Source organism: Streptomyces glaucosporus (genome assembly GCF_039533345.1).
GTDB classification, from domain to species: Bacteria; Actinomycetota; Actinomycetes; order Streptomycetales; family Streptomycetaceae; genus Streptomyces; species Streptomyces glaucosporus.
Genome location: NZ_BAAATJ010000011.1, coordinates 149096 through 175094, shown reverse-complemented (window position 1 = coordinate 175094; position 25999 = coordinate 149096). Strand labels below are relative to the sequence as shown.

The following is a 25999-nucleotide window of genomic DNA, read 5'->3' as shown; positions in this document are numbered from 1 at the left end:
CGCGCCGGCCGCCAGGGCCATGTCCATGATCTTGTGGATCTTCTGCGCGTGGGCCTCGCCCAGCGCCCCGCCGAAGATCCGGAAGTCGTGGGCGTAGACGAACACCGTCCGCCCCTCCACCGTCCCCCAGCCGGTGACCACCCCGTCGGTGTACGGCCGCTTGGCCTCCAGGCCGAAGCCGGTGGCACGGTGCCGCCGCAGCGGCTCCACCTCGTGGAACGAGTCCGGATCCAGCAGCAGCTCGATCCGCTCGCGCGCGGTCAGCTTCCCCTTGGCGTGCTGCGCCTCGGTCGCCTTCTCGCTCGGACCACGCCGTACCTGCTCACGAATGGCCTGCAACTCCGCCACACGGCCACGGGTGTCGCTCGCCGCGGACGGCGCCTGGGACAGATCGGTCATGTACAGACCCTACGAAACAACTCCGCCGTAGACCGTCGTTGGATTCGCACAGTCTCCATCGGCGATTCATGGTCACGCCGGACAGAACCGTCCACCTGAAAGGACGCACACCTGCGGGAGGCTCCTGGTTTTGCCGCCGCGCACTGTGGGGTTCCCACAGTGCGCGGCGGGCGTACACCGCAGGCGGGAGACCGCCGTCACATGACGGTCGGTCAGCCCTGGGGTTCGACGCCGGCGCGCAGCAGCCCGTACGTGTAGGCGTCGACGAGGGCCTGCCAGGAGGCGGCGATGACGTTGTCGGCGACTCCGACGGTGGACCACTCACCGCCGCCGTCGCCGGTGGAGACCAGCACCCGTGTGGTGGACTCGGTGCCGTGGGTCCCCGCCAGGATGCGGACCTTGTAGTCGACCAGCTCCAGCTTGGCGAGCTGGGGGTAGATCCGCTCCAGCGCCAGCCGCAGCGCCCGGTCCAGGGCGTTGACCGGGCCGTTGCCCTCGGCCGTGGAGACGATGCGCTCGCCCTTGGCCCACAGCTTCACGGTCGCCTCGTTGGCGTGGGAGCCGTCGGGCCGGTTCTCCACGATGGCGCGCCAGGACTCGGTGGTGAAGAACCGCAGCGGGCGTCCCTCCACCTCCTCGCGCAGCAGCAGTTCGAAGGAGGCGTCGGCGGCCTCGTAGCTGTAGCCCCGGAGCTCGCGCTCCTTGACTCTTTCCACGATCCGGCCGACCAGCTCCCGGTCACCGCCCAGGTCGATCCCCAGCTCCCGGCCCTTGAGCTCCACCGAGGCGCGGCCGGCCATGTCGGAGACCAGCATCCGCAGCCGGTTGCCGACCAGTTCGGGGTCGATGTGCTGGTAGAGGTCGGGGTCCACCTTGATCGCGGAGGCGTGCAGCCCGGCCTTGTGGGCGAAGGCGGAGACGCCGACGTACGGCTGGTGGGTGGAGGGCGTGATGTTGACGACCTCGGCGATGGCGTGCGAGATCCGGGTCATCTCGCGCAGCGCGCCCTCGGGCAGCACCTTCCTGCCGTACTTCAGCTCCAGCGCCGCGACGACGGAGAACAGGTTCGCGTTGCCCACCCGCTCGCCGTAGCCGTTGGCGGTGCACTGCACGTGCGTGGCGCCCGCGTCGACGGCGGCCAGGGTGTTGGCCACCGCGCAGCCGGTGTCGTCCTGGGCGTGGATGCCCAGACGCGCTCCGGTGTCGTCGCGGACGGTCCGCACCACGGCCTGGACCTGGGCGGGGAGCATGCCGCCGTTGGTGTCGCACAGCACCACCACGTCGGCGCCCGCCTCGTGGGCGGTGCGGACGACCTGCTTGGCGTACTCGGGGTTGGCCAGGTAGCCGTCGAAGAAGTGCTCGCAGTCGACGAAGACCCTCCGGCCCTCGGCCCGCAGGTACTCCACCGTGTCGCGGACCATCGCCAGGTTCTCCTCCAGCGTGGTGCGCAGCGCCAGCTCCACGTGCCGGTCGTGGGCCTTGGCGACGATGGTCACCACCGGCGCCCCGGAGGCGACCAGCGCCCGCACCTGGGGGTCGTCGGCGGCGGGGACGCCCGCCTTGCGGGTGGCGCCGAAGGCGACGAGCCGCGCGTGCCGGAAGTCGATCTCCTCACGGGCGCGGGCGAAGAACTCGGTGTCCCGGGGGTTGGCCCCCGGCCAGCCGCCCTCGATGAAGCCCACACCGAAGTCGTCCAGGTGGCGGGCGATGGTGAGCTTGTCCGCGACGGAGAGGTTGATCCCCTCGCGCTGCGCACCGTCACGGAGGGTCGTGTCGAAGACGTGGAACGCGTCACTGGCGTGGGACGCGTCCCCCGGCTGCTGGGAGTCCGCGGCGTCGGTCATGCTGGTCTGGCTCCTGTCGGATGGGTGAAGGTCCGGAAGGCTTGGCCCCACTTGTCCCCATCATCCCTCACGCCCTCGTCCCGCCCGGTTGGGGCCTGAAAACGAAAAAACCCCTCGCGGGTGCGAGAGGTCTGCGCGCGGGTCTGGGACACGGTGTCCGCCGCCGCACCGGGTTGTGTGCGGAAACGGTCACTGCGGACCGGCGCGCCTGCTGCCGATAATCATGGCGTACCGAGGCACGGATGCAGTGTGGCACGGAACCCCCGGCGCGCGGGCAGCGGTCTCACGATGTGGAAACGCTCCGCTCACCGACGGTCACCGGCGGTCCGTGCCCGCCGCGGTTCCGGGCTGCACGGGCGGCACGGACGGCGGCCTCGTCCGCCGCCCGTGCCGCCCGGGACGCGCGGGCGGTGTGCCGGTGGCTGCGGCGGATCAGGCCAGCTTGTGCATCCAGCCGTAGCGGTCCTCCGCGCGGCCCGTCTGGATGGCGAGCAGCTTCTCGCGCAGCCTCATCGTGATCTCGCCCGGCTCGCCGTCGCCGACGGTCCACTGGGCGTGGGCGGACTTCACCGTGCCGACGGGGGTGATGACGGCCGCGGTGCCGCAGGCGAACACCTCGGTGATCGTTCCGTCGGCGTTGCCCTCGCGCCACTCCTCCACGGAGATCAGCCGCTCCTCGGTGCGGTAGCCGAGGTCCGCGGCGATGGTCAGCAGCGAGTCCCGGGTGATGCCGGGCAGCAGGGTGCCGGTCAGCTTGGGGGTGACGATGGTGGCGTCGGCGCCCGAGCCCACGACGAAGTACAGGTTCATGCCGCCCATCTCCTCGATCCAGCGGCGCTCGCCGGCGTCCAGCCAGACCACCTGGTCGCAGCCGTGCTCGGCGGCCTCGGCCTGGGCGACGAGGGAGGCCGCGTAGTTGCCGCCCGTCTTCGCCTCGCCCGTGCCTCCGGGGGCGGCGCGCACGTACTCCTGCGAGAGCCAGACCGAGACGGGCTTGACGCCTCGCGGGAAGTAGGCGCCCGCGGGCGAGGCGATCACCATGAACAGGTACTCGTTCGCGGGCCTGACCCCCAGGCCGACCTCCGAGGCGAACATGAAGGGCCGCAGGTAGAGCGACTGCTCGGCCTGCTCGGGCACCCATGCCCTGTCCTGCTGCACCAGCAGGTCGCACGCCTCGACGAAGGTCTCCACCGGCAGCTCCGGCATGGCCAGCCGGCGCGCGGACCGCTGGAAGCGCCGGGCGTTGGCGTCCGGGCGGAAGACGGCGACCGAGCCGTCGGGCTGGCGGTACGCCTTGAGGCCCTCGAAGATCGTCTGGGCGTAGTGCAGCGTCATGTTCGCCGGGTCCATCTGGAGCGGCGCGTACGGCTGGAGCTGCGCGTCGTGCCAGCCCCGGCCCTCGGTCCACCGAATGGTGACCATGTGGTCGGTGAAGTACCGTCCGAAGCCGGGGTTGGCGAGGATCGCCTCGCGCTCCGCGCCGGGCAGCGGCTGCGCGGAGGGCTTGAGGTCGAAGTCGATACGGGGCGTCGTCATGTGAGCGCGTCCTTCACTGTGTGTCCGTGGCGGACCGCGCTCCCGTCGTCCCGACGGTGCTAGGACGTCCGAGCTTCCCTGCATGCGGATGTCAGCGTCCGATTATCGGGCGTTGGACCGTACGACGGGCACGGGTGGGCGGTCCTGGGGTAGATGGTCGCACCCAACCGCCGAGTAGCACAGCGGCCGGGCGCCTGCGGGCCCGGCCGAACGCGCGGCAGGGCTCGCTAGCCGGCTACTCGTGCCGCGAGCGCGTCACCGATCTCGTCGGTGGTGCGGGGGGCGGAGCGCTCGGCGAGGTCGGCGGAGACCGCGTCCTCGATCCGCGTGGCCTCGGACTCGAGACCCAGGTGGCGCAGCATCAGCGCGACGGAGAGGATCGTCGCGGTGGGGTCGGCCTTGCCGGTGCCGGCGATGTCGGGCGCGGAGCCGTGGACCGGCTCGAACATCGACGGGAAGGCGCCGGTGGGGTTGATGTTCCCGGAGGCTGCCAGTCCGATGCCGCCGGTGACGGCGGCTGCCAGGTCGGTGAGGATGTCGCCGAAGAGGTTGTCGGTGACGATCACGTCGAAGCGCTCGGGCCGGGTGACGAAGAAGATCGTCGCGGCGTCCACGTGGAGGTAGTCGGTGGTGACCTCGGGGTACTCCTCGCCGACCCGGTCGAAGATGTTCTTCCACAGGTGGCCGGCGTGGACCAGGACGTTGTTCTTGTGGACCAGCGTGAGCCTCTTGCGCGGCCGGGCCTTGGCCTGCTCGTAGGCGTACCGCACCACGCGCTCGACGCCGTAGGCGGTGTTCACGCTGACCTCGGTGGCCACCTCGGCCGGGGTGCCGGTCCGCAGGGAGCCGCCGTTGCCGGTGTACGGGCCCTCGGTGCCCTCGCGGACGACGACGAAGTCGATCTCCGGGCGGCCCGCGAGCGGGGTCTCCGTGTTGGGGAAGAGCTTCGACGGCCGCAGGTTGACGTAGTGGTCGAAGGCGAAGCGCAGCTTGAGCAGCAGTCCGCGCTCCAGCACGCCGGAGGGGACCGACGGGTCGCCGATCGCCCCGAGCAGGATCGCGTCGTGCCCCTTCAGCCGCTCCAGCTCCGCGTCCGGCAGGGTCTCGCCGGTGGCGTGCCAGCGCTTCGCGCCGAGGTCGTACTCCTGCGTCTGCAGCTTCACGTCCTGCGGGAGGACGGCGGACAGGACTTTCAGGCCCTGGGCCACGACTTCCCGGCCGATGCCGTCACCGGGGATCACTGCGAGGTCGATGCTGCGAGACATGAGGAGGACCTTACCGTTCGTCCCAGAGGATGACACGTGCCGTCCACGATCCGGACTTGAGATACGCCGGACGAGCGTCTTCGCGGGGCCGCCGGCGCCGACTCCGTCCGCGCGGCCCCCGTACCGGGCGGTCAGTGCCCGGTGGCGCCGCCGTTGTCGCGCCGGTCCAGCGCGCGCTGGAGGGCGGCCGCGGCGTTCCTGCGGGCGTCGTCGTCGCGGTTGCGGGCGGTGTGGCGGGCACGGCGGCGTGCGGTCTCGTCCATGATCGAACTCCCTGTGGGAACGGAACCGGAAGGGTGGGGAAGAGAGAAGGCCGGCGCCGTGGGCGGCGGGGGCCGTCGGTGCGGCAGGGGTCGCCTGCGACAGGGGCACCGGGCCTCACCCGCCATCGCTGATGGAGCGGGACGTTCGGCTCCTACCAAAATAAGGGCTGGAAGCTGTGATGTCCCGCCTAATACTTGGCCTTCCTACTATCTGAGACAGCCACTGCTCTGACCTGCGATTTCAGTGCTGTGACCCTGCACACTCCACCCGTTCGGGTGAGCTGCCGGCCGCGGACACGGCGCCGCCCCCGTCCGCGGGGTCCGGACGGGGGCGGCGGGCACGGGCGGCCGGGCGCGTACGCGGAGCGGTCAGCCCATGTGCGGGTAGCGGTAGTCGGTCGGCGGAACCAGCGTCTCCTTGATGGCCCGGGTGGAGGTCCAGCGCATCAGGTTCTGCTTGGAGCCGGCCTTGTCGTTGGTGCCCGAGGCCCGGCCGCCGCCGAAGGGCTGCTGGCCGACGACGGCGCCGGTGGGCTTGTCGTTGATGTAGAAGTTGCCCGCGGCGAAGCGGAGCACCTCGCAGGCGTGGGCCGCGGCGGCGCGGTCCCGGGCGATGATGCTGCCGGTCAGCCCGTACGGGGCGATCGACTCCATCTGCTCCAGCACCGTCCCGTACTCCCCGTCGTCGTAGACGTGCACGGCCAGGATCGGGCCGAAGTACTCCTGCCGGAAGACCTCGCTGCCCGGATCGGTGCAGGTCACCACGGTCGGGCGGACGAAGTAGCCGACGCTGTCGTCGAAGGTGCCGCCGGCGACGACCTCGCAGGCCGGGTCGGACTTCGCCCGCTCGACGGCGGCCTTGTTCTTGGCGAAGGCGCGCTCGTCGATGACGGCGCCCATGAAGTTCGACAGGTCGGTGACGTCGCCCATCGTCAGGCCCTCGACCTCGGCGACGAACTCGTCCCGGAAGCCGTTCTCCCAGATCGAGCGCGGGATGTAGGCGCGGGAGGCGGCCGAGCACTTCTGGCCCTGGTACTCGAAGGCGCCGCGGGTCAGCGCGGTCTTCAGCACCGCGGGGTCGGCCGAGGGGTGGGCGACGACGAAGTCCTTGCCGCCGGTCTCGCCGACCAGCCTGGGGTAGGTCCTGTAGTTCTCGATGTTGTTGCCGACCGTCTTCCACAGGTACTGGAAGGTCCTGGTCGATCCGGTGAAGTGGATGCCGGCGAGGTCGGGGTGGGTCAGCGCCACCTCGGAGACCTCGGTGCCGTCGCCGGTCAGCAGGTTGATCACACCCGCCGGCAGGCCGGCCTCCTCCAGCAGCCGCATCACCGTCACGGCCGCGAAGGTCTGGGTCGGGGACGGCTTCCAGAGGACCACGTTGCCCATCAGGGCCGGGGCGGTGGGGAGGTTGCCCGCGATCGCCGTGAAGTTGAAGGGCGTGATCGCGTAGACGAAGCCCTCCAGCGGGCGGTGGTCCAGCCGGTTCCACACGCCCGGGGAGTTGGCGACCGGCTGCTCGGCCAGGATCTGGCGGGCGTAGTGGACGTTGAAGCGCCAGAAGTCCACCAGCTCGCAGGGGGCGTCGATCTCCGCCTGCTGCGCGGTCTTGGACTGGCCGAGCATGGTGGCGGCGGCCACCGTCTCGCGCCAGGGGCCGGCGAGCAGTTCCGCGGCCCGCAGGAAGATCGCGGCGCGGTCGTCGAAGGACATCGAGCGCCACGCCGGGGCGGCGGCGAGGGCGGCGTCGACGGCGTCCTGCGCGTCCTGCCGGGTGGCGTGGGCGGCGGTGCCGAGCACCGCCTTGTGGTTGTGGGGCTGTACGACGTCGAAGCGCTCGCCGCCGCCCATCCGCTTCTTGCCGCCGATGGTCATCGGCAGGTCGGCGGGGTTCCCGGCCAGCTCCTTGAGCCTGGCCTCCAGACGGGCGCGCTCCGGCGTTCCGGGTGCGTAGGTGTGCACCGGCTCGTTCACCGGCGCGGGGACCTGGGTCACAGCGTCCATGGGCCGTGTCTCCTTCGAAGGTGGGTGGTGTCGTGGGTCCGGCCGGCCGCGGCCGCCGACGCTCGGTTCCCGGCGGCCGGCGGGCGCGGACCGGATCCTCCCGGGGGGTGGCCCCGGGTCCCCGGCCGGTGTCCCGCGCGGCCGCCGCCGCTCAGTTCCGGGTGGTCAGCGAGCGCAGGAAGAACAGCAGGTTGGCGGGGCGCTCGGCGAGCCGCCGCATGAAGTACCCGTACCAGTCGGTGCCGTACGGGACGTACACGCGCATCCGGTGGCCCTCGGCGGCCAGCCGCCGCTGCTCGGCCCCGCGGATGCCGTACAGCATCTGGAACTCGTACTCGCCCGGCTTGCGTCCGGCGCGCCGTGCCAGCTCCTGCGCGAGGGCCACCATCCGGGGATCGTGCGAGGCCACCATGGGATAGCCCTTCCCCGACATCAGGATCCGCAGACAGCGGACGTACGCCCGGTCCACCTCGTGCTTGTCCTGGTGGGCGACGCTCGCCGGCTCCTTGTAGGCGCCCTTCACCAGACGCACCCGGGAGCCCTCGCCGGCCAGGGCCCGGCAGTCGTCCTCAGTGCGGTACAGGCACGACTGCAGTACGGCGCCCGTGGCGGGGAAGCGCTCGCGCAGCTTCGCCAGGATCGCCAGGGTGGAGTCGACCGTGGTGTGGTCCTCCATGTCCAGGGTGACGGTCGTGCCCGCCTCGGCGGCGGCCTCGACGACCGGGAGGACGTTGGCGTACGCGATGTCGTCGCCGCCCGGCAGGGCCTGCCCGAAGGCGGAGAGCTTCACCGACATCTCGGCGCGCTCCCCCAGCCCTCCCTCCGCCAGGGCCTCGGCCAGGGCCAGGTAGGCGTCGCGGGCCCGCAGGGCCTCGGCGCGGTCGGTCACGTCCTCGCCCAGGTGGTCGACGGTGACCTCCAGTCCCTGGTCCGTCAGGGAGCGGATGGCCGCCACGGCCTGGTCGAGGCGTTCTCCGGCGATGTAGCGGTCCACCACGGGACGGGTGACCGGTGCGGCCGAGACGACGCGGCGGATGCTGTCGCTGCGCGAGGCCGCGAGGAGCACGGAACCCAGCACGGGGCACCTCCACGAATGGTTTGTCGACGGTGGGCGAACTGCGAGGAAAGCCACCGTCGAACCTAAGGATCGCTCCGGACCGCCGCCATCGACAGCTGTCACGCTTCCGCGGTCCCGATCTCAGACATCTGTATGACAATGAGGAGGTCGGCGGGGTGCCGCGAACACCGGGAACGGAAGACGGGGCTGGCGATGCGCGAGGACTACCAGGAGCTGATCGACGAGGTGACCGCCCTCCTCGGCACGCCCGCGACCCTGGAGAACCGTGATTTCGGGCTGATCGCCTTCGGCGCCCACGGCGGGGACGGCGACGACGGCGGGGAGGACTCCGCCATTCTGATGGACCCGGTCCGCACCCGCTCGATCCTCCAGCGCCGCTCGACCGCCCGGGTGCGGGCCTGGTTCGAGAGTTTCGGCATCACCCGCGCGGTGGAGCCCGTACGGATTCCCCCGGACCCGTCGGCCGGGGTGCTCCGGGGCCGGATCTGCGTACCGGTGCGGCACGGCGGCGCGCTCCTGGGCTACATCTGGCTGCTGGACGACGGGGCCCTGGACCTGGCCGACCCCCGGCTGGCCGAGGTGCGGGCCGCCGCCGACCGCATCGGCGCGCTCCTCGCCGCCGAGGCCCGTGCGGGCGCACGCCGGGGCGAACTGCTCCACACCCTCATCACCGCGGCTCCCGGACGGCGTGCGGCGACGGCCGAGCTGGCCGGGGAGCTGGGGGCCGTGGCGACCGGGCCGCTGACGGTGGTGGCCGTGGTGCCCTGGGGCGGGGAGGACGGGGAGGGCTCCGGCGAGAGGATCCCCGCCGGAGTCCCCGGCGCCGTCGCCGCCTGCGCGGTGTCCGGGGCGGGCCTCCCCCCGGCGAGGGCGGGGGGAGGTCTGGCCGTCCTCGTCCGGCTGCTCTCGCCCGGCGGCCTCGACCCGGCCCGGGCCGCGGCCGAACAGCTGCTGCGGTCGCCGCACGCCGGCGGCCGCGGCGGCGCCCGGCAGCGCGCCGCGGTGGCGGGGATCGGCGCCCCCTGCGAGGGACTGGCGGGTGTGCCCGGGGCGTGGCGGCAGGCGCTGTCCGCGGCCCGGGCAGCACGCGCGGAGCAGAGGCTCGGCCCGGTGGCGCGGTGGGACCGGATCGGTCCGTACCGGATGCTGGCCCCGCTGACGGCCTCCCCCGACGGTCTTCCCGACGACTCCTCCGCCCGTCTCCCGGACGCGTCGGTGCGGGCCCTGCTGGAACCCGGCCGCCGGGAGATGGCCCGTACGGCCGAGGCGTTCCTCGACTGCGCGGGCCAGGCGGGCCGTACGGCGGCCCTGCTCGGCATCCACCGGCAGACCCTGTACTACCGGCTGGCGCGGGTGGAGCAGCTCACCGGTCTCGACCTGGACGACGGCGAGGACCGGCTGCTGCTGCACATGGCGCTCAAGGCCGCACGGCTGCTCCGGGACTGATCCGGCGGACGGACCCCGAGCCGCTCCCGCACAGCGCGGCGGCCCCGGTGCGGAACACGTCCGTGCCGGGGCCGCCGCGCCGTCCGCCCGTGCGGAGGGTCAGTCCTCCAGGTTGACGTTGCGAGCCGAGGTGGCGCCGATCTCGCCCGCGATCTCGGCCAGCACCGGGGCCGGGATGGTGTCGTCCACGGTGAGGGCGACCAGTGCCTCGCCGCCCTCCTCGGCACGCGAGACCTGCATGCCGGCGATGTTGATGCCGGCCTCGCCGAGGATGCGGCCGATGGTGCCCACCACGCCGGGGCGGTCGGTGTAGCGCAGGAAGGCCATGTGCTCGGCGAGCGCCAGGTCGACGTCGTACTCGCCGACGGCGACGATCTTCTGGACGTACTTCGGGCCGGAGAGGGTGCCGGAGACCGAGACCTCCTCGCCGTCGGCGAGGGTGCCGCGCACCGTGACCACGTTGCGGTGCTCGGGGGATTCCGAGCTGGTGGTCAGACGGACCTCCACGCCGCGCTCCTGCGCGAACAGCGGCGCGTTGACGTAGCTGACCGTCTCCTCCACGACGTCCTCGAAGACGCCCTTGAGCGCGGAGAGCTCCAGCACCTTGACGTCGTGCTGGGTGATCTCGCCGTAGACCTCGACGTCCAGCCGGACGGCGACCTCGCCGGCCAGCGCGGTGAAGATCCGGCCCAGCCGCTCGGCCAGCGGCAGCCCGGGCCGCACCTCCTCGGCGATCACACCGCCCTGGACGTTGACCGCGTCCGGGACCAGCTCACCGGCGAGCGCCAGCCGCACGGACTTGGCGACCGCGATGCCCGCCTTCTCCTGCGCCTCGCCGGTGGAGGCGCCCAGGTGCGGGGTGGCCACGACGTTGTCGAAGGCGAACAGCGGGGAGTCCGTGCACGGCTCGGTGGAGAACACGTCCAGGCCCGCGCCCGCGACCCGGCCCTCCTTCAGGGCCGACAGCAGCGCCTCCTCGTCGACGATGCCGCCGCGCGCGGCGTTGACGATCCGCACGGTCGGCTTGACCTTGTGCAGCGCCTCGTCGCCGATCAGGCCCACCGTCTCGGGGGTCTTGGGGAGGTGGACGGTGATGAAGTCGGAGACCTCCAGCAGCTCGTCCAGGGAGAGCAGCTTGACGCCCATCTGCGCGGCCCGCGCGGGCTGCACGTACGGGTCGTAGGCGACGATCTTCATGCCGAAGGCGGACATCCGCTGCGCCACCAGGACGCCGATGCGGCCGAGGCCGACGACGCCGAGGGTCTTCTCCGCCAGCTCGACGCCGGTGTACTTGCTCCGCTTCCACTCGCCGTTCTTCAGCGCGGCGTTGGCCTGCGGGATGTTGCGGGCGGTGGAGATCAGCAGACCGCAGGCCAGTTCGGCGGCGGTGACGATGTTGGAGGTCGGCGCGTTGACGACCATCACGCCGGCCTTGGTGGCGGCGGAGACGTCGACGTTGTCCAGGCCGACGCCCGCGCGGGCGATGACCTTCAGCCGCCGGGCCGCGCCGATGGCCTCGGCGTCGACCTTGGTGGCGCTGCGCACCAGGATCGCGTCGACGTCGGCGATGGCCGGGATCAGCTCAGCGCGGTCGGCTCCGTTGCAGTGCCGGATCTCGAAGTCCGGGCCGAGTGCGTCGACCGTGGCCGGGGAGAGTTCTTCGGCGATGAGTACTACGGGTTTGCTCACTTCGGTCTTCAGTCCTCACTGGTCCTGGGGCCCCTCCCGCGCCCGGGGGCCGGGGAGGGGGCACGGCCGCGTCCCGACGGCCGAGGGCGGTGGAGGTGGGCAGCCGCGTGGAGACGCACGACGCTGTGAGCCTGTGACGCGCTTGTGTGTCAGTCTATCGGCGAAGCGGCGGCCCCGGTGCGAAAGCGCCGGGGCCGCCCCGCCTCGCCGGCGGGCCGTCCATCCACCCGCGGACGGGGTCGGCGGGAGTCGGGCGGGAGCTCCTGCTCAGTCCTCGTCGCTGACCCAGCTCATGAGCTTGCGCAGCTCACGACCGGTGGTCTCCAGCAGGTGGTCGGAGTCGGCCTTCTTGTACTCGTTGTACTTGGGCAGGCCCGCGTTGTACTCGGCCATCCAGTTCCTGGCGAAGGTGCCGTCCTGGATCTCCGCCAGGACCTTCTTCATCTCGGCCTTGGTGTTCTCGTTGATGATCCGCGGGCCGGTGACGTAGTCGCCCCACTCGGCGGTCTCGGAGATCGACCAGCGCATCTTCTCCAGGCCGCCCTCGTACATCAGGTCCACGATCAGCTTCAGCTCGTGGAGGCACTCGAAGTACGCGATCTCCGGCTGGTAGCCGGCCTCGACCAGGGTCTCGAAGCCCGCCTTCACCAGTGCGGCGGTGCCGCCGCACAGCACGGCCTGCTCGCCGAACAGGTCGGTCTCGGTCTCCTCGGTGAAGGTGGTCTTGATGACGCCGGCCCGGGTGCCGCCGATGCCCTTGGCGTAGGACAGGGCGAGCTGGAAGGCGCCTCCCGTGGCGTCCTGCTCGACGGCCGCGATGCACGGCACGCCGCGGCCCTCCTCGAACTGGCGGCGGACCAGGTGGCCCGGGCCCTTGGGGGCGACCATGCAGACGTCCACACCGGCCGGGGGCTTGATGAAGCCGAACCGGATGTTGAAGCCGTGGCCGAAGAAGAGGGCGTCGCCGTCCTTCAGGTTGGGGGCGATGGACTCCTCGTAGACCTTGCCCTGGATCGGGTCCGAGACCAGGACCATGATCACGTCGGCCTCGGCGGCGGCCTCGGACGGGGTGACCACGCGCAGCCCCTGCTCCTCGGCCTTGGCGCGGGACTTGGAACCCTCGGGGAGGCCGACCCGGACGTCGACGCCCGAGTCGCGCAGCGACAGGGCGTGGGCGTGGCCCTGGCTGCCGTAACCCAGGACCGCGACCTTGCGGCCCTGGATGATGGACAGGTCGGCGTCGTCGTCGTAGAACAGCTCGGCCACTTCGGATATCTCCTTGTTCTTGCTGTACGGGGGTCTTGCCGTACGGGGAGGGGCCGGTGGGCCCTCACCAGGGCCCACCGTATGCCGGTGCGGGCGGGGACGGACCGCGGTCTCGCTATGCGGTCCGGTCCAGGGAGCGCAGCGAACGGTCGGTGATCGAGCGGGCACCGCGGCCGATCGCGATCGTGCCGGACTGGACCAGTTCCTTGATCCCGTACGGCTCCAGCATCTTGAGCATGGCCTCCAGCTTGTCGCTGCTGCCGGTCGCCTCGACGGTGACGGCCTCCGGGGAGACGTCGACGGTCTTGGCGCGGAAGAGCTGGACGATCTCGACGATCTGCGAGCGGGTCTCGTTGTCGGCGCGGACCTTCACCAGAACGAGTTCGCGCTGAACGGAGGACGACGGCTCCAGCTCGACGATCTTCAGCACGTTGACGAGCTTGTTGAGCTGCTTGGTGACCTGCTCCAGCGGGAGGTCCTCCACGTTCACCACGATCGTGATGCGGGAGATCTCGGGGTGCTCGGTGACACCGACGGCGAGGGAGTCGATGTTGAAGCCGCGGCGGGAGAAGAGCGCGGCGATCCGGGCGAGGATGCCGGGGGTGTTCTCCACCAGGACGGAGAGCGTGTGCTTGGACATCGGCGTGGTGTTCCGTTCCTCAGTGTTTCCTCAGTCGTCGGTCGAGTCAGTCGTCGCCGTCGCCGAAGTCGGGACGGACACCGCGCGCCGCCATGACCTCGTCGTTGGAGGTGCCGGCCGCCACCATCGGCCAGACCATCGCGTCCTCGTGGACGATGAAGTCGACCACGACGGGACGGTCGTTGATGGAGTTGGCCTTCTCGATCACCGCGTCGAGCTGGGCGGGGTCCTCGCAGCGGATGCCGACGCAGCCCATGGCCTCCGCCAGCTTCACGAAGTCGGGGATCCGGGTGCCCTTCATGTCCGGGGTGGCCACCGTGTCGGGGCCGGAGTGCAGCACGGTGTTGGAGTAGCGCTGGTTGTAGAAGAGGGTCTGCCACTGGCGGACCATTCCGAGCGCGCCGTTGTTGATGATCGCGACCTTGATCGGGAGGCCGTTGAGCGCGGCGGTGGCCAGTTCCTGATTGGTCATCTGGAAGCAGCCGTCGCCGTCGATCGCCCAGACGGTGCTGTCCGGGCGCCCGGCCTTGGCGCCCAGCGCGGCCGGGACGGCGTAGCCCATGGTGCCCAGGCCGCCGGAGTTGAGCCAGGTGGCGGGCTTCTCGTACTTGATGAAGTGGGCGGCCCACATCTGGTGCTGGCCGACGCCGGCGGTGAAGATCGTGTTCTCGGGGGCCAGCGCGCCGATGCGCTCGATGACCTGCTGCGGGGACAGGGAGCCGTCCTCCGGCAGGTCGTAGCCGAGCGGGTAGGTCTCGCGCCAGCGGTCCAGCTGCCGCCACCACTCGGTGCAGTCGCCGGTGCGGCCCGCCTCGTGCTCGGCGCGGACGGCCACGATCAGGTCGGCGATGACCTCGCGGGCGTCGCCGACGATCGGGACGTCGGCGGCCCGGTTCTTGCCGATCTCGGCCGGGTCGATGTCGGCGTGCACGATCTTCGCGTACGGCGCGAAGGAGTCCAGCTTGCCGGTGACCCGGTCGTCGAAGCGGGCGCCGAGCGCGACGATCAGGTCGGCCTTCTGCAGGGCCGTGACGGCGGCGACGGTGCCGTGCATGCCGGGCATGCCCAGGTGCTGCGGGTGGCTGTCGGGGAACGCTCCGAGCGCCATCAGCGTGGTGGTGACGGGGGCTCCGGTCAGCTCGGCGAGCGTCTTCAGCTCGTCGGTGGCGCCGGCCTTGAGGACGCCGCCGCCGACGTACAGCACCGGGCGCCTGGCCTCGGTGATCAGTCTGGCGGCCTCGCGGATCTGCTTGGCGTGCGGCTTGGTCACCGGACGGTAGCCGGGCAGGTCGGTGGCGGGCGGCCAGGAGAAGGTCGTTCGGGCCTGGAGCGCGTCCTTGGCGATGTCCACCAGGACCGGGCCGGGGCGGCCGGTGGCGGCGACGTGGAACGCCTCGGCGATCACCCGCGGGATCTCGGCCGGGTCGGTCACCAGGTAGTTGTGCTTGGTGACCGGCATCGTGATGCCGCAGATGTCGGCTTCCTGGAAGGCGTCGGTGCCGATCGCGCCGGAGGCCACCTGGCCGGTGATCGCCACCAGCGGGACGGAGTCCATGTTGGCGTCCGCGATGGGGGTGACGAGGTTGGTGGCGCCCGGGCCGGAGGTGGCCATGCAGACGCCGACCTTGCCGGTCGCCTGGGCGTAGCCGGTGGCGGCGTGCCCCGCCCCCTGCTCGTGGCGGACGAGGACGTGGCGCACCCTGGAGGAGTCCATCATCGGGTCGTACGCGGGCAGGATGGCGCCGCCCGGAATGCCGAAGACCGTGTCGGCGCCGACTTCCTCGAGAGAACGGATGAGGGACTGGGCCCCAGTGACGTGCTCGACGGTGACGGGCTGGGGCTGCGCTCCGCCGGTACGGGCCCGCGGCTGCGGGCGGGGGGCCCCGGTGGCCTGCTCGGTCATCGCAATCTCTTCTCGGAGAGTGAGGGTTTGACGCTCGTTGTAGGTGGCTGTGGATGAGTCGCGCTCAGGTGCTCGTGCAACAAAAAACCCCTCGTGCCGTCGGGCAAGCGAGGGGAGCGCGTCGCTGTCGTCCACGGGGTGGTCGTGCCCCGTGTCAGTCGACGCGCTGTCCAAGTACGAGAATTCGGGTGCGCATGGCACCGACAATCCTCCCGTGGTGTGCGAAGTGTCAAGCGGGTGGGACGGACGTCTCACTATTTGAGCGCATCGGAGGGCGCGTCACCGGATCGGGTTCCGCCGTTCCGCGCCTGCGCACGGGCAGCGAACCGGCGACCACCACCGAGCGGCCGGTGACCGCGGCGTGCTGCTCCCCTCCCGTGACCGGGAAGCCTCCCCGGCTCAGGGCACGGCGCAGCCGGTGCTCCTCCAGGGGCTTGGAGAAGGCCGCCCCCTGGGCGTGGGTGCAGCCCATCGACCGCAGGACGTCGGCCTGTTCGGGGAGGTCCACTCCGTCCGCGACGGAGGTCATGCCGAGGTCCTCGGCGATCCTCAGCAGCCCGGAGGTGACTTTGCGCACCCTGGCCGACTCCACGACCCCCTCGGTCAGGGAGCGGTCCAGCCGCAGTACGTCGACGGGGAGCCGGCGCAGGGCGGCGAGGGCTCCGTGGCCGGCCCCGAAACCGTCCAGGGCGACGCCCACGCCGAGCCGGCGCAGTGCGGTGACCCACAACTCCAGTTCGTTCAGGGAGACACGCGGATCGGTGTCGGACAGTTCGACGACCAGCGCCTCCGGAGGCAGCCCGTGCCGGGACAGCAGCGTCTCGACGGTGGCCGGGGTCATGGAGCGGTCGGTGAGGCGGCGTGCGTCGATCCGTACCGACACGGGCACGCGGAAGCCCGCGCGATGGCGCTCGGCGGCCTGCTCGACGGCCCGGCGCAGCAGCCAGTTCTCCGCCTCGGAGATCCCGCCCCCGCCCGCGGAGGGGCCGTGCGGGGGCCCGGCGGACGGGAACGGGACGCCCCGGGCGGAACGCCTGCGGGCCTGGGCCGCGACCGAGGCGATCCGTCCGCTGGAGAGTTCGACCACGGGCTGGTGGAACAGTGCGAACTCGCTCTCGGCCGACGCTCCGCGCAGCCGGTCGGTGGTCAGTTCGGCCCGGCGCACGGCCTCGGCCTGCGGCTGCGGAGCGTACAGCTCGACCCGGTTCTTGCCGGCCTGCTTGGCGCGGTACATCGCCAGGTCGGCGTGGCGCATCAGGACCGCCGGGGTCACGCCGGGCTCGGCGAAGGCCACGCCGATGGAGGCGGCGACCCGCACCTCGCCGCCCTCGACGTGGTAGGGCCGGGAGAGGGTCGTGCGCAGCCGCTCGGCGATCTCCAGCACGCGGTACTCGCGTTCGGCCCGGTCGCACCTGCCGTCGCCCACGATGAGCGCGGCGAACTCGTCCCCGCCGAGCCGGGCGGCGGTGTCGCCGGCGCGCACGGCCTCCTTCAGGCGGCGGGCCGCGTGGACCAGGAGTTCGTCGCCGGCCTGGTGGCCGACGGTGTCGTTCACGGCCTTGAAGCCGTCGAGGTCGATGTAGAGCACCGCCGTGTGCCCCGCCTCCGCGTCGCCCCGGCGCCGTCCGCCGAGCGCCTGGCGCACGCGCTCGGTGAACAGGGCGCGGTTGGGCAGGTCGGTCAGCGGGTCGTGCGAGGCGTTGTGCTGGAGCTGCGCCTGGAGGCGTACCCGCTCGGTGACGTCGCGGCTGTTGAAGATCAGGCCGCCCTGGTAGCGGTTGACGGTGGACTCGACGTTGAGCCAGCGGCCCGAGGCGTGCCGGATGCGGCACTCGATCCGGGTGGAGGACTCCTCGTCGGGCGGGGTCGCGAGGAAGCGGCGCACCTCGTGGAGGACCCTTCCGAGATCCTCGGGGTGGATGAGGGAGGCGAGTTCGGAGCCGACCAGCTTGTCGGGCTCACGGCCGTAGACGCCCGCGGCGGCCGGGGAGACGTACCGCAGCATCCCGGCCGGGGACGCGATCATGATGACGTCGCTGGATCCCTGCACCAGGGACCGGAAGTGGTTCTCCTTCTGGGCCAGTTCCTGGGTGAGGTGGATGTTCTCCAGCAGCATGATTCCCTGCCGCACCACCAGGGCCAGCACGACGGTGCAGCCGGTCAGCAGCACCACCCGGTCGATGGCCCCGCCGTCGCGGACGTTGTAGAGGATGCCCAGGGTGCACACGGCCGCGGCCAGGTAGGGCGTGAGAGCGGCCAGCGACCCGGGCGTCGGGCCGTTCGCCGGCGCGGGCTGCCGGACGGCCGGACGAGCGGGTCCGCGCCGCTCCGCTCCCTCCCGGTGGCTGACCCAGGGGGCGTACGCCAGCAGCAGTGAACCGGCGAACCAGCCCGCGTCGAGGATCTGGCCGGAGGAGTAGTTCTCCCGCAGCAGGGGAGAGGTGAACAGGGCGTCGCAGATCACCGTGAGGGCGAGGGCGCCGATGACGGTGTTGACGGCGGCCCGGTAGGCGGCGGAACGGCGGAAGTGCAGGACGAGGACCATGCTGATCAGCACGATGTCCATCAGGGGGTAGGCCAGCGAGAGGGCCACCAGGGGGAGGGACTCGCCCTGCCAGTACGAGGGGTGGTCGAGGGCCAGGCTCCAGGAGAGGGTGAGCAGCGAACCGCCGATCAGCCAGGCGTCGAGGGCCAGGCGGATCCAGCCCGCCCGGTTGGCGGGGCGCTCGGCCAGCACCAGCAGCCCGATGATGGACGGCGGCGCGAAGAGCAGGAAGCAGAAGTCGGCGGCCGAGGGGCTGGGCACGGGGCGGCTCAGCACGACCTCGTACCAGCCCCACACCCCGTTGCCGAGTCCGGCCATCGTCGAGGAGACGGCGAAGAGGACCCAGGCGGGCCGGAGCGGGCTGCCGGGGTGGGTGCGGACGTAGTGGAAGCAGGAGCCCGCGGCGGCGAACGCCGCGATGCTCAGCCCGAAGTCGCCCATGAACAGCGCCACCGCGGGCGATCCCCAGCCGAGCACCGCGCCCAGTGCGTACGCGCCGCACACGGCGGCCAGGACGAGCCGGGAAGGCACCCCGCCCCGGCGGCGCGCGGTACGGGCCGGGCGGGAGGGGTCCGTTTCCCGGGCGTTCACCGCGCCACCTCCGGGTGCCGCGCCCCGCCCGCACGGGATCCCACGGGTCGTCGTCCTGTCCGGTCGCTGTCGTGTGTCCGGTGGTTCGTCCGGTGGCCGTGCATGTCGCCCGTCCCCCCTCGTGGTCTGGTACACCCCCGACCGGACGATACACCAGATCAGTCACTCAGCGACATAGGTCATCTACCGAGCGTGACGGGGAGGAGGATTGCCGGTACGATCTGCATTTGAGCGTGTTCGGAGCGTGTATCACGCAACCGGACGCTCCGTCCGTCGGCCCCCGTCGTCCCCCTCCGGCTCCTCCCCCGCCACGGCGACGACGTTCTCCAGGGGCTCCCCGGCCGCGAAGCGCCGCAGCTGGGCGCGGAGCAGGCGCCGGGCCCTCGGCGCGAACGCGGAGGTGGGACCGCCGACGTGGGGCGTGATCAGCACACCCGGCGCCCGCCACAGCGGATGCCCGGGCGGCAGCGGCTCGGGGTCGGTGACGTCGAGCGCGGCCCGCAGCCGCCCCGACTCCAGCTCGGCCAGGAGGGCGCCGGTGTCCACGACGGCGCCGCGGGCGACGTTCACCAGCAGCGCACCGTCCTTCATCCGGGCCAGGAAGGAGGCGTCCACCAGGCCGCGGGTGGCCTCGGTGAGGGGAGTGACCAGGAACACCACGTCGGCCTCGGGCAGCAGCCGGGGCAGGTCGGCGTGGGCGTGCACCGGGCCGCGCGGCGCCGTGCGGGCGGTGCGCGCCACGCGGTGGACGGCCGCCGGCTCGAAGGGGGCGAGCCGCTCCTCGATGGCCGCGCCTATGGATCCGTAGCCGACGATCAGCGCGGTCCGGTCGGCGAGGGCCGGGCGGAAGCCCTGCCGCCACTCCCCCGCGTCCTGCGCCCGGACGAAGGCGGGGATACCGCGCAGCGAGGCCAGGGCGAGCGTGAGCGCGAGCTCGGCGGTGCTCGCCTCGTGGACGCCGCGGGCGTTGCACAGCAGCGTGCCCCGGGGCAGTTGCGGTACCGCGGGCTCCATGTGGTCCACACCCGCGGTGAGCGTCTGCACCACCCGCACGTTCGTCATGTGCGCCAGCGGGCGTACGGCGACGGCCTGACCCTTCATGTAGGGGACGGCGTAGAAGACGCAGTGCGCGGGGTCCGCCGGGAACTCCCCCTCGCCGCCCCAGTGGACGTAGCGGAACGATCCCGGCAGAGCACCCATCTCGGCGGGCGGGAAGGGCAGCCAGACGTCTGCGGAAGCCATGCCCGAAGGCTATCCGGAGGCTGTCCGAGGCCCGCCGGAAGCCACCCGTTAGGTTGGGACGGGCCCTGCGGGGGCGAGGAGGGAGCACGTCCAGGTGGAGCGCAGGACTATCGGTGCGGGGGCGCTGGAGGTGGGCGCGATCGGGCTCGGCTGCATGCCGATGAGCTGGGCCTACACCACGTCCCAACAGGACGGCGAGTCCTCGCTGCGCACGGTGCACGCCGCGCTCGACCACGGGGTGACGCTGCTCGACACCGCCGACATGTACGGGCCGTTCACCAACGAGCTGCTGCTCGGCCGGGTGCTCGGCCGGCGCCGCTCGGAGGCGTTCGTCTCCACCAAGTGCGGGCTGCTGGTCGGCGAGCAGCACATCGTGGCCAACGGCCGTCCCTCCTACGTGCGGCGGGCCTGCGACGCCTCCCTGCGGCGGCTGCAGACCGACGTGATCGACCTCTACCAGCTCCACCGCGCCGACCCCGAGGTGCCGATCGAGGAGACCTGGGGCGCGATGGCCGAACTGGTCGCCGCGGGCAAGGTCCGCGCGCTGGGACTGTGCGCCGTGGGCGCGCGGGCGCAGCGGCGGTCGGCCGCCGAACCCCTGTACGCGGAGACGATCCGGCAGCTGGAGCGCGTGCAGCAGGTGTTCCCGGTGAGCTGTGTGGAGGCCGAGCTGTCGGTGTGGTCCCCGGAGGCCCTGGTGTCGCTGCTGCCGTGGTGCGAGGCGCGCGGGGTCGGCTTCCTGGCCGCGATGCCGCTGGGCAACGGCTTCCTGACCGGCACGCTGACGCCCGGCGTCGGCTTCGAGCCCGACGACATACGGGCCCGGCACCCCCGCTTCACGGCCGAGATGATGGCGGCCAACCAGCCCATCGTCGTCGGTCTCCGGCACGTCGCCGCGCGGCACGGCGACGCCACCCCGGCGCAGGTGGCGCTGGCCTGGCTGCTGGCGCAGGGACGGCACGTGGTGCCGGTGCCGGGCACGAAGAAGGAGCGCTGGGCGGTGGAGAACGCGGCGGCGGCCCGGCTGAGGCTCACCGACGAGGACCTGGCGGAGATCGCCGCGCTGCCCCCGGCCCTGGGATCCTGGGACTGAGAGGGGAACTCCCGGCGCTCCTCCGACGTACGGTCGGACGTGGGGGCGCCGGCGGGCACCGCCGCCCGGCACCCCGCAGAACGACACCACCGGCAGACCGACACCACCAGCAGACCGACAGACCGACAGACCGCGGAACGACACAGCAGAACGGCACACCGCCGACCGAGAGTCGTCGAAAGGCGCCCTGATGGTCCGAAGCCCTTCCCTGCCCCTGCGAGCGGCCGCCGCCTCCCTCACCGGACTCGCCCTGCTCGCCTCGGGCTGTTCCTCCGACGGCGGCGGGAACCCCTCCGACCGCACGAGCGCCACCGTCGGCCGGTCCGCCGCCCCCTCGGAGGACCCCTCCCGCACCCCCGGCGCCTCGCCCGCCCCCGCCAAGGGATCGGCGAAGGTCGTGGAGACCGTCGCGACGGGCCTGAAGTCCCCCTGGGGGCTCGCTCCCCTGCCGGACGGCGACCTGCTGGTCTCCTCCCGGGACGAGGGCACGATCCTGCGGGTCGACGCCGACAGCGGCGAGACCACCGAACTGGGCACGGTGCCCGGGGTCGACCCGGGCGGCGAGGGCGGCCTGCTGGGCATCGCCGTCCCGCCCGACTTCGCCGAGAACCGCTACGTCTACGCCTACTTCACCAGCGCCTCCGACAACCGGATCGTGCGCATGCTCTACGAGGAGGACAAGGAGGAGGGCAACCAGCTGGGCGCGCCCAGCACCGTCTTCCGGGGCATCCCCAAGGGCACGATCCACAACGGCGGCCGGATCGCCTTCGGCCCGGACCGGATGCTCTACGCCGGGACGGGCGACTCCGGCGACGAGAGCCTCGCCCAGGACAGGGACTCGCTCGGCGGCAAGATCCTGCGGATGACTCCGGACGGCGAACCCCCGGGCCACGGCAATCCCGAGGCGGACTCGGTCGTCTACTCCTGGGGCCACCGCAATGTCCAGGGGCTGGCCTGGGACGCCGGGAAGCGGCTCTGGGCGGCCGAGTTCGGCCAGAACACCTGGGACGAGCTCAACCTCATCCGGCCCGGCGGCAACTACGGCTGGCCCGAGGTCGAGGGCGAGGCCGGGGAGAAGGGCTTCGTCGACCCCGTGGCGCAGTGGAAGCCCGCCGACGCCTCCCCCAGCGGCATCGCCGTCGCGAACGGCTCGGTGTGGATGGCGGGCCTGCGCGGGGAGAGGCTGTGGCGGATTCCCCTCCGGGGCGGGGAAGCGGTGGCGGACCCCCAGGCGTTCCTGGAAGGTGAGTACGGGCGGTTGCGGACGGTCGTCTCCGACGGCGGCGACGGGCTGTGGCTGGTGACCAGCGAAACCGACTCGCGCGGTACGCCCGGCGAGGACGACGACCGCATCCTGAGGCTGGAGGTCCGCTGATGTTCAACCTGATCGAGGAGCTGTTCGCCCCCGGGCGGCGCCACACCGACGACGAGCGCAGGCGCCTGGAGCACACCCGGGTGGAGGAGGGCAGCCGGGATCCGGGGCGCGGCCCGATCGACCTCGCCTCGGGACGCGTCCTGATACGGCCCCAGCGTCCGGCGCCCGACGAGGAGTCCGCCGCGGCCGGGGAGCCGGCCCCGAAACCGGCGGCCTGACCCGGCGGGGCGTGCGGCACGGGCGCCCTCCCCGCCGCCCGCACGCACGCCCGTCAGGCGACCGCCGCCCGGCCGTCCTCCCCCACCGGAGCCGGCGGCTCCACCAGCCGCAGCCGGTGGGCCATCGCCGCCGCCTCGCCCCGCCCCGAGACGCCCAGCTTCGCCAGGATGTTGGAGACGTGCACACTGGCCGTCTTGGGGGAGATGAACAGCTCCTCGGCGATCCGGCGGTTGCTGTGTCCCGCCGCGACCAGGCTCAGCACGTCGCGCTCGCGGGGGGTGAGGCCGAAGGACTCCACCGGGTCGGCGGGCGGCGCGGCGCAGCCCGCCGTACGGCCGGCGCCGAGGGCGATACGAGCCCGGCCGGCCAGCCGCTCGATGCTCTCGCGCAGTGGTAACGCCTCCAGTCGCACGGCCGTGGCGTGCGCCCGTTCCAGCAGGCCGGCGGCCCGGTCGCGGTTCCCGCCCGCGTCCAGCAGGGCCTCCGCCCAGCGGAGGCGCGCCTGGGCCAGCCGGAAGGGCCGCGGCAGTTCCTCGAAGGCGGCCACCGCCTCGGCCCAGCGGTCCGGGTCGTTCCGCCCCCGGGCGCGCGGCAGTTCGGCGTCCACCAGCAGTCCGTAGGCGGCCCACACCGGCACCAGGCGCGGCAGCCTCCGGGCCGCCTCGTGTATCCGCTCCAGGACCTCGTCCCGCCCCGGTTCCGCGGCGGGCAGGCCGCGCGCGTCCGCCTCCGCCGACAGCGCGGAGTACAGCAGCGGCCAGGCGTACCGCTCGGTGGAGAGCGGGAAGCCCCGGTCCAGTGCCTCCCCCAGCACGCGCCGCGCCTCCAGCGGCCGGCCGCGCGCCGCCGCGATCTCCAGCTCCAGGCGGGCGAGCGGGATCGTGTACTGCGGCTGGGGATCGTGGGTGCCGTGGTGCTTCCACGCCTCCGCCAGTTCCCGGGCCGCCAGGTCGGTGTCGCCCCGGCGGAGGGCGAGATGGGCGCTCTTGATCGCGGCCGACCCGCGGGGCCGGGCGCCGCTCGCCGGTCTGCGCGTGGCGGCCAGCGCGGCGTCGGCCTCCTCCCAGCGGCCCAGGGCGACCAGCGACTCGGCCATGTTGCCCCGGAGCCACGCCCGGGTGTCCTGGAGTCCGAAGCGGTGGGCCACCCGCAGCCCCTCCTCGGCCACCTCCACGGCCTCCTCGGAGCGCCCCGCCCCCTCCAGCGCGGACGCCAGGTTGACGTGGCACCTCCCCATGACGCCGACCTCGCCCCGCTCGACGACGCACCGGACGACCTCCGCCATCTCGGCGAGCCCCGCGTCCACGTCGCCCGAGAAGACCCGCAGGCTGCCCAGGGTGAGCCGGGCGTGCAGCTCGATGCTCCCGGCGCCGACCAGGGAGGCCAGTTCCACCGCGCGCTGTGCGGTGGTGAAGGTCTCCGGTCCGGTGTCGTGGACGGCGCCCCAGGCGGCGGCGAAGGCCAGCACCTCGGCGTGCACCGGGGAGGGCGGCAGTCCGCGCACCAGTTCCCGGGCCCGTTCCAGCTCCTTCCAGCCGTCGCTCTGGCCGGTGCTCTGCGCCAGTTTGGAGCGCTGGGTCCAGAACCAGGCCGCCCGCAGCGGTTCCCGGTCCTCGTCCAGCACCCGCAGGGCGCGTTTGACGACGGCCAGCGCCCGTTTGCGCTCCCCCGAGAGCTGGGCGGCGGTCACCGTGTCGGCCAGCAGGTCCAGGTGGCGCAGCGTCTCGTCGTCGCAGCCGCAGGCCGGGTACGCCTCGGTGTGCTCGAAGGCCGGCAGGGAGCGGCGGACGGCCGGGTCGGCCTCCTCCCACAGCTTCAGTGCCCGGTCGAGCAGCCGCAGCTGCTCGGCGTAGGCGTAGCGGCGGCGGGCGGCGACCGCGGCGTCGAGCACGGCGGGCAGGGCCTTGGCCACGTCGTGCGCCGCGCACCAGTGGCTGGCCAGGCGCGCGGCGCGCTCGTCGGCGCGGACGAGGGAGGGGTCCGTCTCCAGGGCCTGGGCGTAGCGGCGGTTGAGGCCGACGCGTTCGCCGGGCAGCAGGTCCTCCGAGACGGCCTCGCGCACCAGCGCGTGCCGGAAGCGGTAGCCGTCGCCGTCCTGGGTGGGGGCGAGGACGTTGGCGCCGACCGCGGCCCGCAGCGCCTCGATCAGCTCGTCCTCCGGCAGCCGCGCCACCGCGGCGAGGAGGGCGTGCTCCACCGCCGAGCCGCCCTCGGCCGCCGTCCGGACGACCTGCTGGGCCGTTTCCGGCAGTGCCTCGACCCGTACCAGCAGCAGGTCGCGCAGCGATTCGCTGATGCCGCAGGCGGTGCCGGAGACCGTCAGCTCCTCCACGAAGAAGGGGTTGCCCTCGGAGCGTTCGAAGACCCGCTCCACCAGGTCGCGTTCGGGGACCTCGACGCCCTGGATGCCGGCCATCTGCGCCCGCACCTCCTCCCGGCTGAGCCTGGGCAGCTCGATCCGGCGGACGGTCCGCAGGCGGTCCAGTTCGGCGAGGAAGGGGCGCAGCGGGTGGCGGCGGTGGATGTCGTCGGACCGGTAGGTGGCGACGATGACCAGCCGGGCGCGGTCGAGGGAGCGGAAGAGGTACGCCAGCAGCTCGCGCGTGGAGCGGTCGGCCCAGTGGAGGTCCTCGACGGCGAGGAGAAGCGTCCGCTCCCGGGAGAGCGACTCCAGCAGCCGGGCGGTCAGTTCGAACAGGCGGGCCCGGCCGTCCTCGTCGTGCCACTCGCGGGTGGTCTCGCCCAGTTCGGGCAGGAGACGGGCCAGTTCGCCCTCCTGGCCCGCGGCGGCGGCCGTCAGCTCGTCCCCGAGCCTGCGGTGCAGGAGGCGCAGCACGGTGGAGACCGGTGCGAAGGGCAGGCCGTCGGCGCCGATCTCGACGCATCCGCCGACGGCCGTGACCGCGCCGGCCGCGCGGGCGGCGGTCAGGAACTCCTCCAGCAGCCGCGTCTTGCCGACCCCGGCCTCGCCCGCGACCACGACCGTCTGCGGCTCGCCCGTGGCCGCACGGGCGAGGGCGTCGGTGAGGGCGGTCAGTTCGCCTCCGCGGCCGACGAACACCGGGCTGACTCTGGCACTGTCCACGGCGCCGAGCATCGCACAGATATCCGGCGGTGCGGCACCGGGTTTCGCCGGCGCCGGCCGGTCCGCGGGGGCCGCCGGGTTCAGGCGGCCCGGGCCCACCGGCCACGCTCCCCGCCGGCCCTGCCGCCGTGCCCGTCCTGCCCGTCCTGCCCGTCCTGCTCCCCGTTCCGTCCGCCGCCCCGCCCCTCCTCCTCTTCCCCCTGCTCCTCCCGGCGCTGCCGGTGGCGGGCGGCCTCGCACGCGAGGCGTTCCCTCACGGCCTCGTCCCGCAGTTCGGCGGCGCGCAGTTCGTACATCCGGTAGTCGAGCACCTGGGTCCCCCGGGTTGTCGGCGAATCGGTTCCCGTCCGCTGTCCGCGGACGGGTCCAGCCTCGTCTCCCAGGTGGGGCGGCCGCATCGGGACCATGACCGATGTCCGCGGTACGGGGGCCTTAGACCGCGGGGCCCGGGACGCTCTCGTTCCGTCCCGGCGCGGGTACGCGGTCCCCTCCCCCGTCCCGGGCCGTCTGAGGTGCCTT

Annotated in this window: 19 protein-coding genes; 4 read left to right on the top strand and 15 right to left on the bottom strand. The window is 72.8% G+C overall.

All coding sequences use genetic code 11. From position 1 onward, the window contains the following. The 7 genes from ABD358_RS14460 to ABD358_RS14430 form a co-directional block, all read right to left on the bottom strand. A partial coding sequence (locus ABD358_RS14460; protein WP_344631389.1) for a carboxyl transferase domain-containing protein occupies window positions 1–399 on the bottom strand: 399 nt, incomplete at its 3' end. A gap of 212 nt (window positions 400–611) precedes the next feature. Further along, window positions 612–2243: a citramalate synthase gene (cimA, locus tag ABD358_RS14455; RefSeq protein ID WP_344631388.1), complete on the bottom strand. Its 1632-nt coding sequence runs from the start codon at window positions 2241–2243 to the stop codon at window positions 612–614. Window positions 2244–2675: 432 nt separating this feature from the next. Continuing rightward, window positions 2676–3779, bottom strand: a complete 1104-nt coding sequence (locus tag ABD358_RS14450) for a branched-chain amino acid aminotransferase (protein WP_344631387.1) — start codon at window positions 3777–3779, stop codon at window positions 2676–2678. 227 nt (window positions 3780–4006) lie between these two features. Then, window positions 4007–5044: a 3-isopropylmalate dehydrogenase gene (locus ABD358_RS14445; protein ID WP_344631386.1), complete on the bottom strand. Its 1038-nt coding sequence runs from the start codon at window positions 5042–5044 to the stop codon at window positions 4007–4009. A 131-nt stretch (window positions 5045–5175) separates the two neighbouring features. Next, window positions 5176–5307 carry a hypothetical protein gene (locus ABD358_RS14440; RefSeq protein WP_344631385.1) on the bottom strand — a complete coding sequence of 44 codons (132 nt, stop codon included), beginning with the start codon at window positions 5305–5307 and terminating at the stop codon, window positions 5176–5178. Between the two features lie 369 nt (window positions 5308–5676). Then, the gene (pruA, locus tag ABD358_RS14435) at window positions 5677–7308 is read right to left on the bottom strand and encodes an L-glutamate gamma-semialdehyde dehydrogenase (protein WP_344631384.1); all 1632 of its coding nucleotides are present in this window, start codon (window positions 7306–7308) and stop codon (window positions 5677–5679) included. 151 nt (window positions 7309–7459) lie between these two features. Beyond that, window positions 7460–8386, bottom strand: a complete 927-nt coding sequence (locus ABD358_RS14430) for a proline dehydrogenase family protein (protein ID WP_344631383.1) — start codon at window positions 8384–8386, stop codon at window positions 7460–7462. Between the two features lie 192 nt (window positions 8387–8578). Here ABD358_RS14430 and ABD358_RS14425 point away from each other — a divergent pair, with 192 nt between their 5' ends. Next, window positions 8579–9832 carry a PucR family transcriptional regulator gene (locus tag ABD358_RS14425; protein ID WP_344631382.1) on the top strand — a complete coding sequence of 418 codons (1254 nt, stop codon included), beginning with the start codon at window positions 8579–8581 and terminating at the stop codon, window positions 9830–9832. A 99-nt stretch (window positions 9833–9931) separates the two neighbouring features. On the opposite strand, the gene serA is transcribed toward ABD358_RS14425, so the two are convergent. From serA to ABD358_RS14395, 6 genes are all read right to left on the bottom strand, one after another. Next, window positions 9932–11521, bottom strand: coding sequence for a phosphoglycerate dehydrogenase (serA, locus tag ABD358_RS14420; protein ID WP_344631381.1), 1590 nt, complete (start codon window positions 11519–11521; stop codon window positions 9932–9934). Between the two features lie 267 nt (window positions 11522–11788). Further along, window positions 11789–12787, bottom strand: coding sequence for a ketol-acid reductoisomerase (gene ilvC, locus ABD358_RS14415; protein ID WP_344631380.1), 999 nt, complete (start codon window positions 12785–12787; stop codon window positions 11789–11791). A 115-nt stretch (window positions 12788–12902) separates the two neighbouring features. Further along, the gene (gene ilvN / locus ABD358_RS14410; RefSeq protein ID WP_344631379.1) at window positions 12903–13427 is read right to left on the bottom strand and encodes an acetolactate synthase small subunit; all 525 of its coding nucleotides are present in this window, start codon (window positions 13425–13427) and stop codon (window positions 12903–12905) included. Window positions 13428–13473: 46 nt separating this feature from the next. Next, window positions 13474–15330 carry an acetolactate synthase large subunit gene (locus ABD358_RS14405; protein WP_344631378.1) on the bottom strand — a complete coding sequence of 619 codons (1857 nt, stop codon included), beginning with the start codon at window positions 15328–15330 and terminating at the stop codon, window positions 13474–13476. Window positions 15331–15559: 229 nt separating this feature from the next. After that, complete coding sequence (locus tag ABD358_RS14400; protein ID WP_344631377.1) at window positions 15560–18466, bottom strand: putative bifunctional diguanylate cyclase/phosphodiesterase; 2907 nt, start codon at window positions 18464–18466, stop codon at window positions 15560–15562. A gap of 249 nt (window positions 18467–18715) precedes the next feature. Then, complete coding sequence (locus ABD358_RS14395; protein ID WP_344631376.1) at window positions 18716–19708, bottom strand: 2-hydroxyacid dehydrogenase; 993 nt, start codon at window positions 19706–19708, stop codon at window positions 18716–18718. Between the two features lie 94 nt (window positions 19709–19802). On the opposite strand from ABD358_RS14395, the gene ABD358_RS14390 reads away from it, so the two are divergent. The 3 genes from ABD358_RS14390 to ABD358_RS14380 all read left to right on the top strand — a co-directional run bounded on the left by ABD358_RS14390 (window position 19803) and on the right by ABD358_RS14380 (window position 22394). Beyond that, the gene (locus ABD358_RS14390) at window positions 19803–20801 is read left to right on the top strand and encodes an aldo/keto reductase (protein ID WP_344631375.1); all 999 of its coding nucleotides are present in this window, start codon (window positions 19803–19805) and stop codon (window positions 20799–20801) included. Window positions 20802–20991: 190 nt separating this feature from the next. After that, a complete protein-coding gene (locus ABD358_RS14385; RefSeq protein ID WP_344631374.1) occupies window positions 20992–22176 on the top strand; it encodes a PQQ-dependent sugar dehydrogenase in 1185 nt (394 codons plus the stop codon). Continuing rightward, window positions 22176–22394: a DUF6191 domain-containing protein gene (locus ABD358_RS14380; RefSeq protein WP_344631373.1), complete on the top strand. Its 219-nt coding sequence runs from the start codon at window positions 22176–22178 to the stop codon at window positions 22392–22394. Before ABD358_RS14385 ends, ABD358_RS14380 begins: the two co-directional genes overlap by 1 nt. Window positions 22395–22447: 53 nt before the next feature. On the opposite strand, the gene ABD358_RS14375 is transcribed toward ABD358_RS14380, so the two are convergent. Both ABD358_RS14375 and ABD358_RS14370 read right to left on the bottom strand, forming a co-directional pair. Continuing rightward, the gene (locus ABD358_RS14375) at window positions 22448–25492 is read right to left on the bottom strand and encodes a helix-turn-helix transcriptional regulator (protein WP_344631372.1); all 3045 of its coding nucleotides are present in this window, start codon (window positions 25490–25492) and stop codon (window positions 22448–22450) included. A 68-nt stretch (window positions 25493–25560) separates the two neighbouring features. Beyond that, the gene (locus ABD358_RS14370) at window positions 25561–25791 is read right to left on the bottom strand and encodes a hypothetical protein (protein WP_344631371.1); all 231 of its coding nucleotides are present in this window, start codon (window positions 25789–25791) and stop codon (window positions 25561–25563) included. Window positions 25792–25999 lie beyond the last annotated feature (208 nt).

Coding starts and splice junctions, on each gene's coding strand:
- cimA (WP_344631388.1), bottom strand. CDS start 2,243: ATGACCGACGCCGCGGACTCCCAGCAGCCGGGGGACGCGTCCCACGCC.
- ABD358_RS14450 (WP_344631387.1), bottom strand. CDS start 3,779: ATGACGACGCCCCGTATCGACTTCGACCTCAAGCCCTCCGCGCAGCCG.
- ABD358_RS14445 (WP_344631386.1), bottom strand. CDS start 5,044: ATGTCTCGCAGCATCGACCTCGCAGTGATCCCCGGTGACGGCATCGGC.
- ABD358_RS14440 (WP_344631385.1), bottom strand. CDS start 5,307: ATGGACGAGACCGCACGCCGCCGTGCCCGCCACACCGCCCGCAACCGC.
- pruA (WP_344631384.1), bottom strand. CDS start 7,308: ATGGACGCTGTGACCCAGGTCCCCGCGCCGGTGAACGAGCCGGTGCAC.
- ABD358_RS14425 (WP_344631382.1), top strand. CDS start 8,579: ATGCGCGAGGACTACCAGGAGCTGATCGACGAGGTGACCGCCCTCCTC.
- ilvN (WP_344631379.1), bottom strand. CDS start 13,427: ATGTCCAAGCACACGCTCTCCGTCCTGGTGGAGAACACCCCCGGCATC.
- ABD358_RS14405 (WP_344631378.1), bottom strand. CDS start 15,330: ATGACCGAGCAGGCCACCGGGGCCCCCCGCCCGCAGCCGCGGGCCCGT.
- ABD358_RS14395 (WP_344631376.1), bottom strand. CDS start 19,708: ATGGCTTCCGCAGACGTCTGGCTGCCCTTCCCGCCCGCCGAGATGGGT.
- ABD358_RS14385 (WP_344631374.1), top strand. CDS start 20,992: ATGGTCCGAAGCCCTTCCCTGCCCCTGCGAGCGGCCGCCGCCTCCCTC.
- ABD358_RS14380 (WP_344631373.1), top strand. CDS start 22,176: ATGTTCAACCTGATCGAGGAGCTGTTCGCCCCCGGGCGGCGCCACACC.
- ABD358_RS14375 (WP_344631372.1), bottom strand. CDS start 25,492: ATGCTCGGCGCCGTGGACAGTGCCAGAGTCAGCCCGGTGTTCGTCGGC.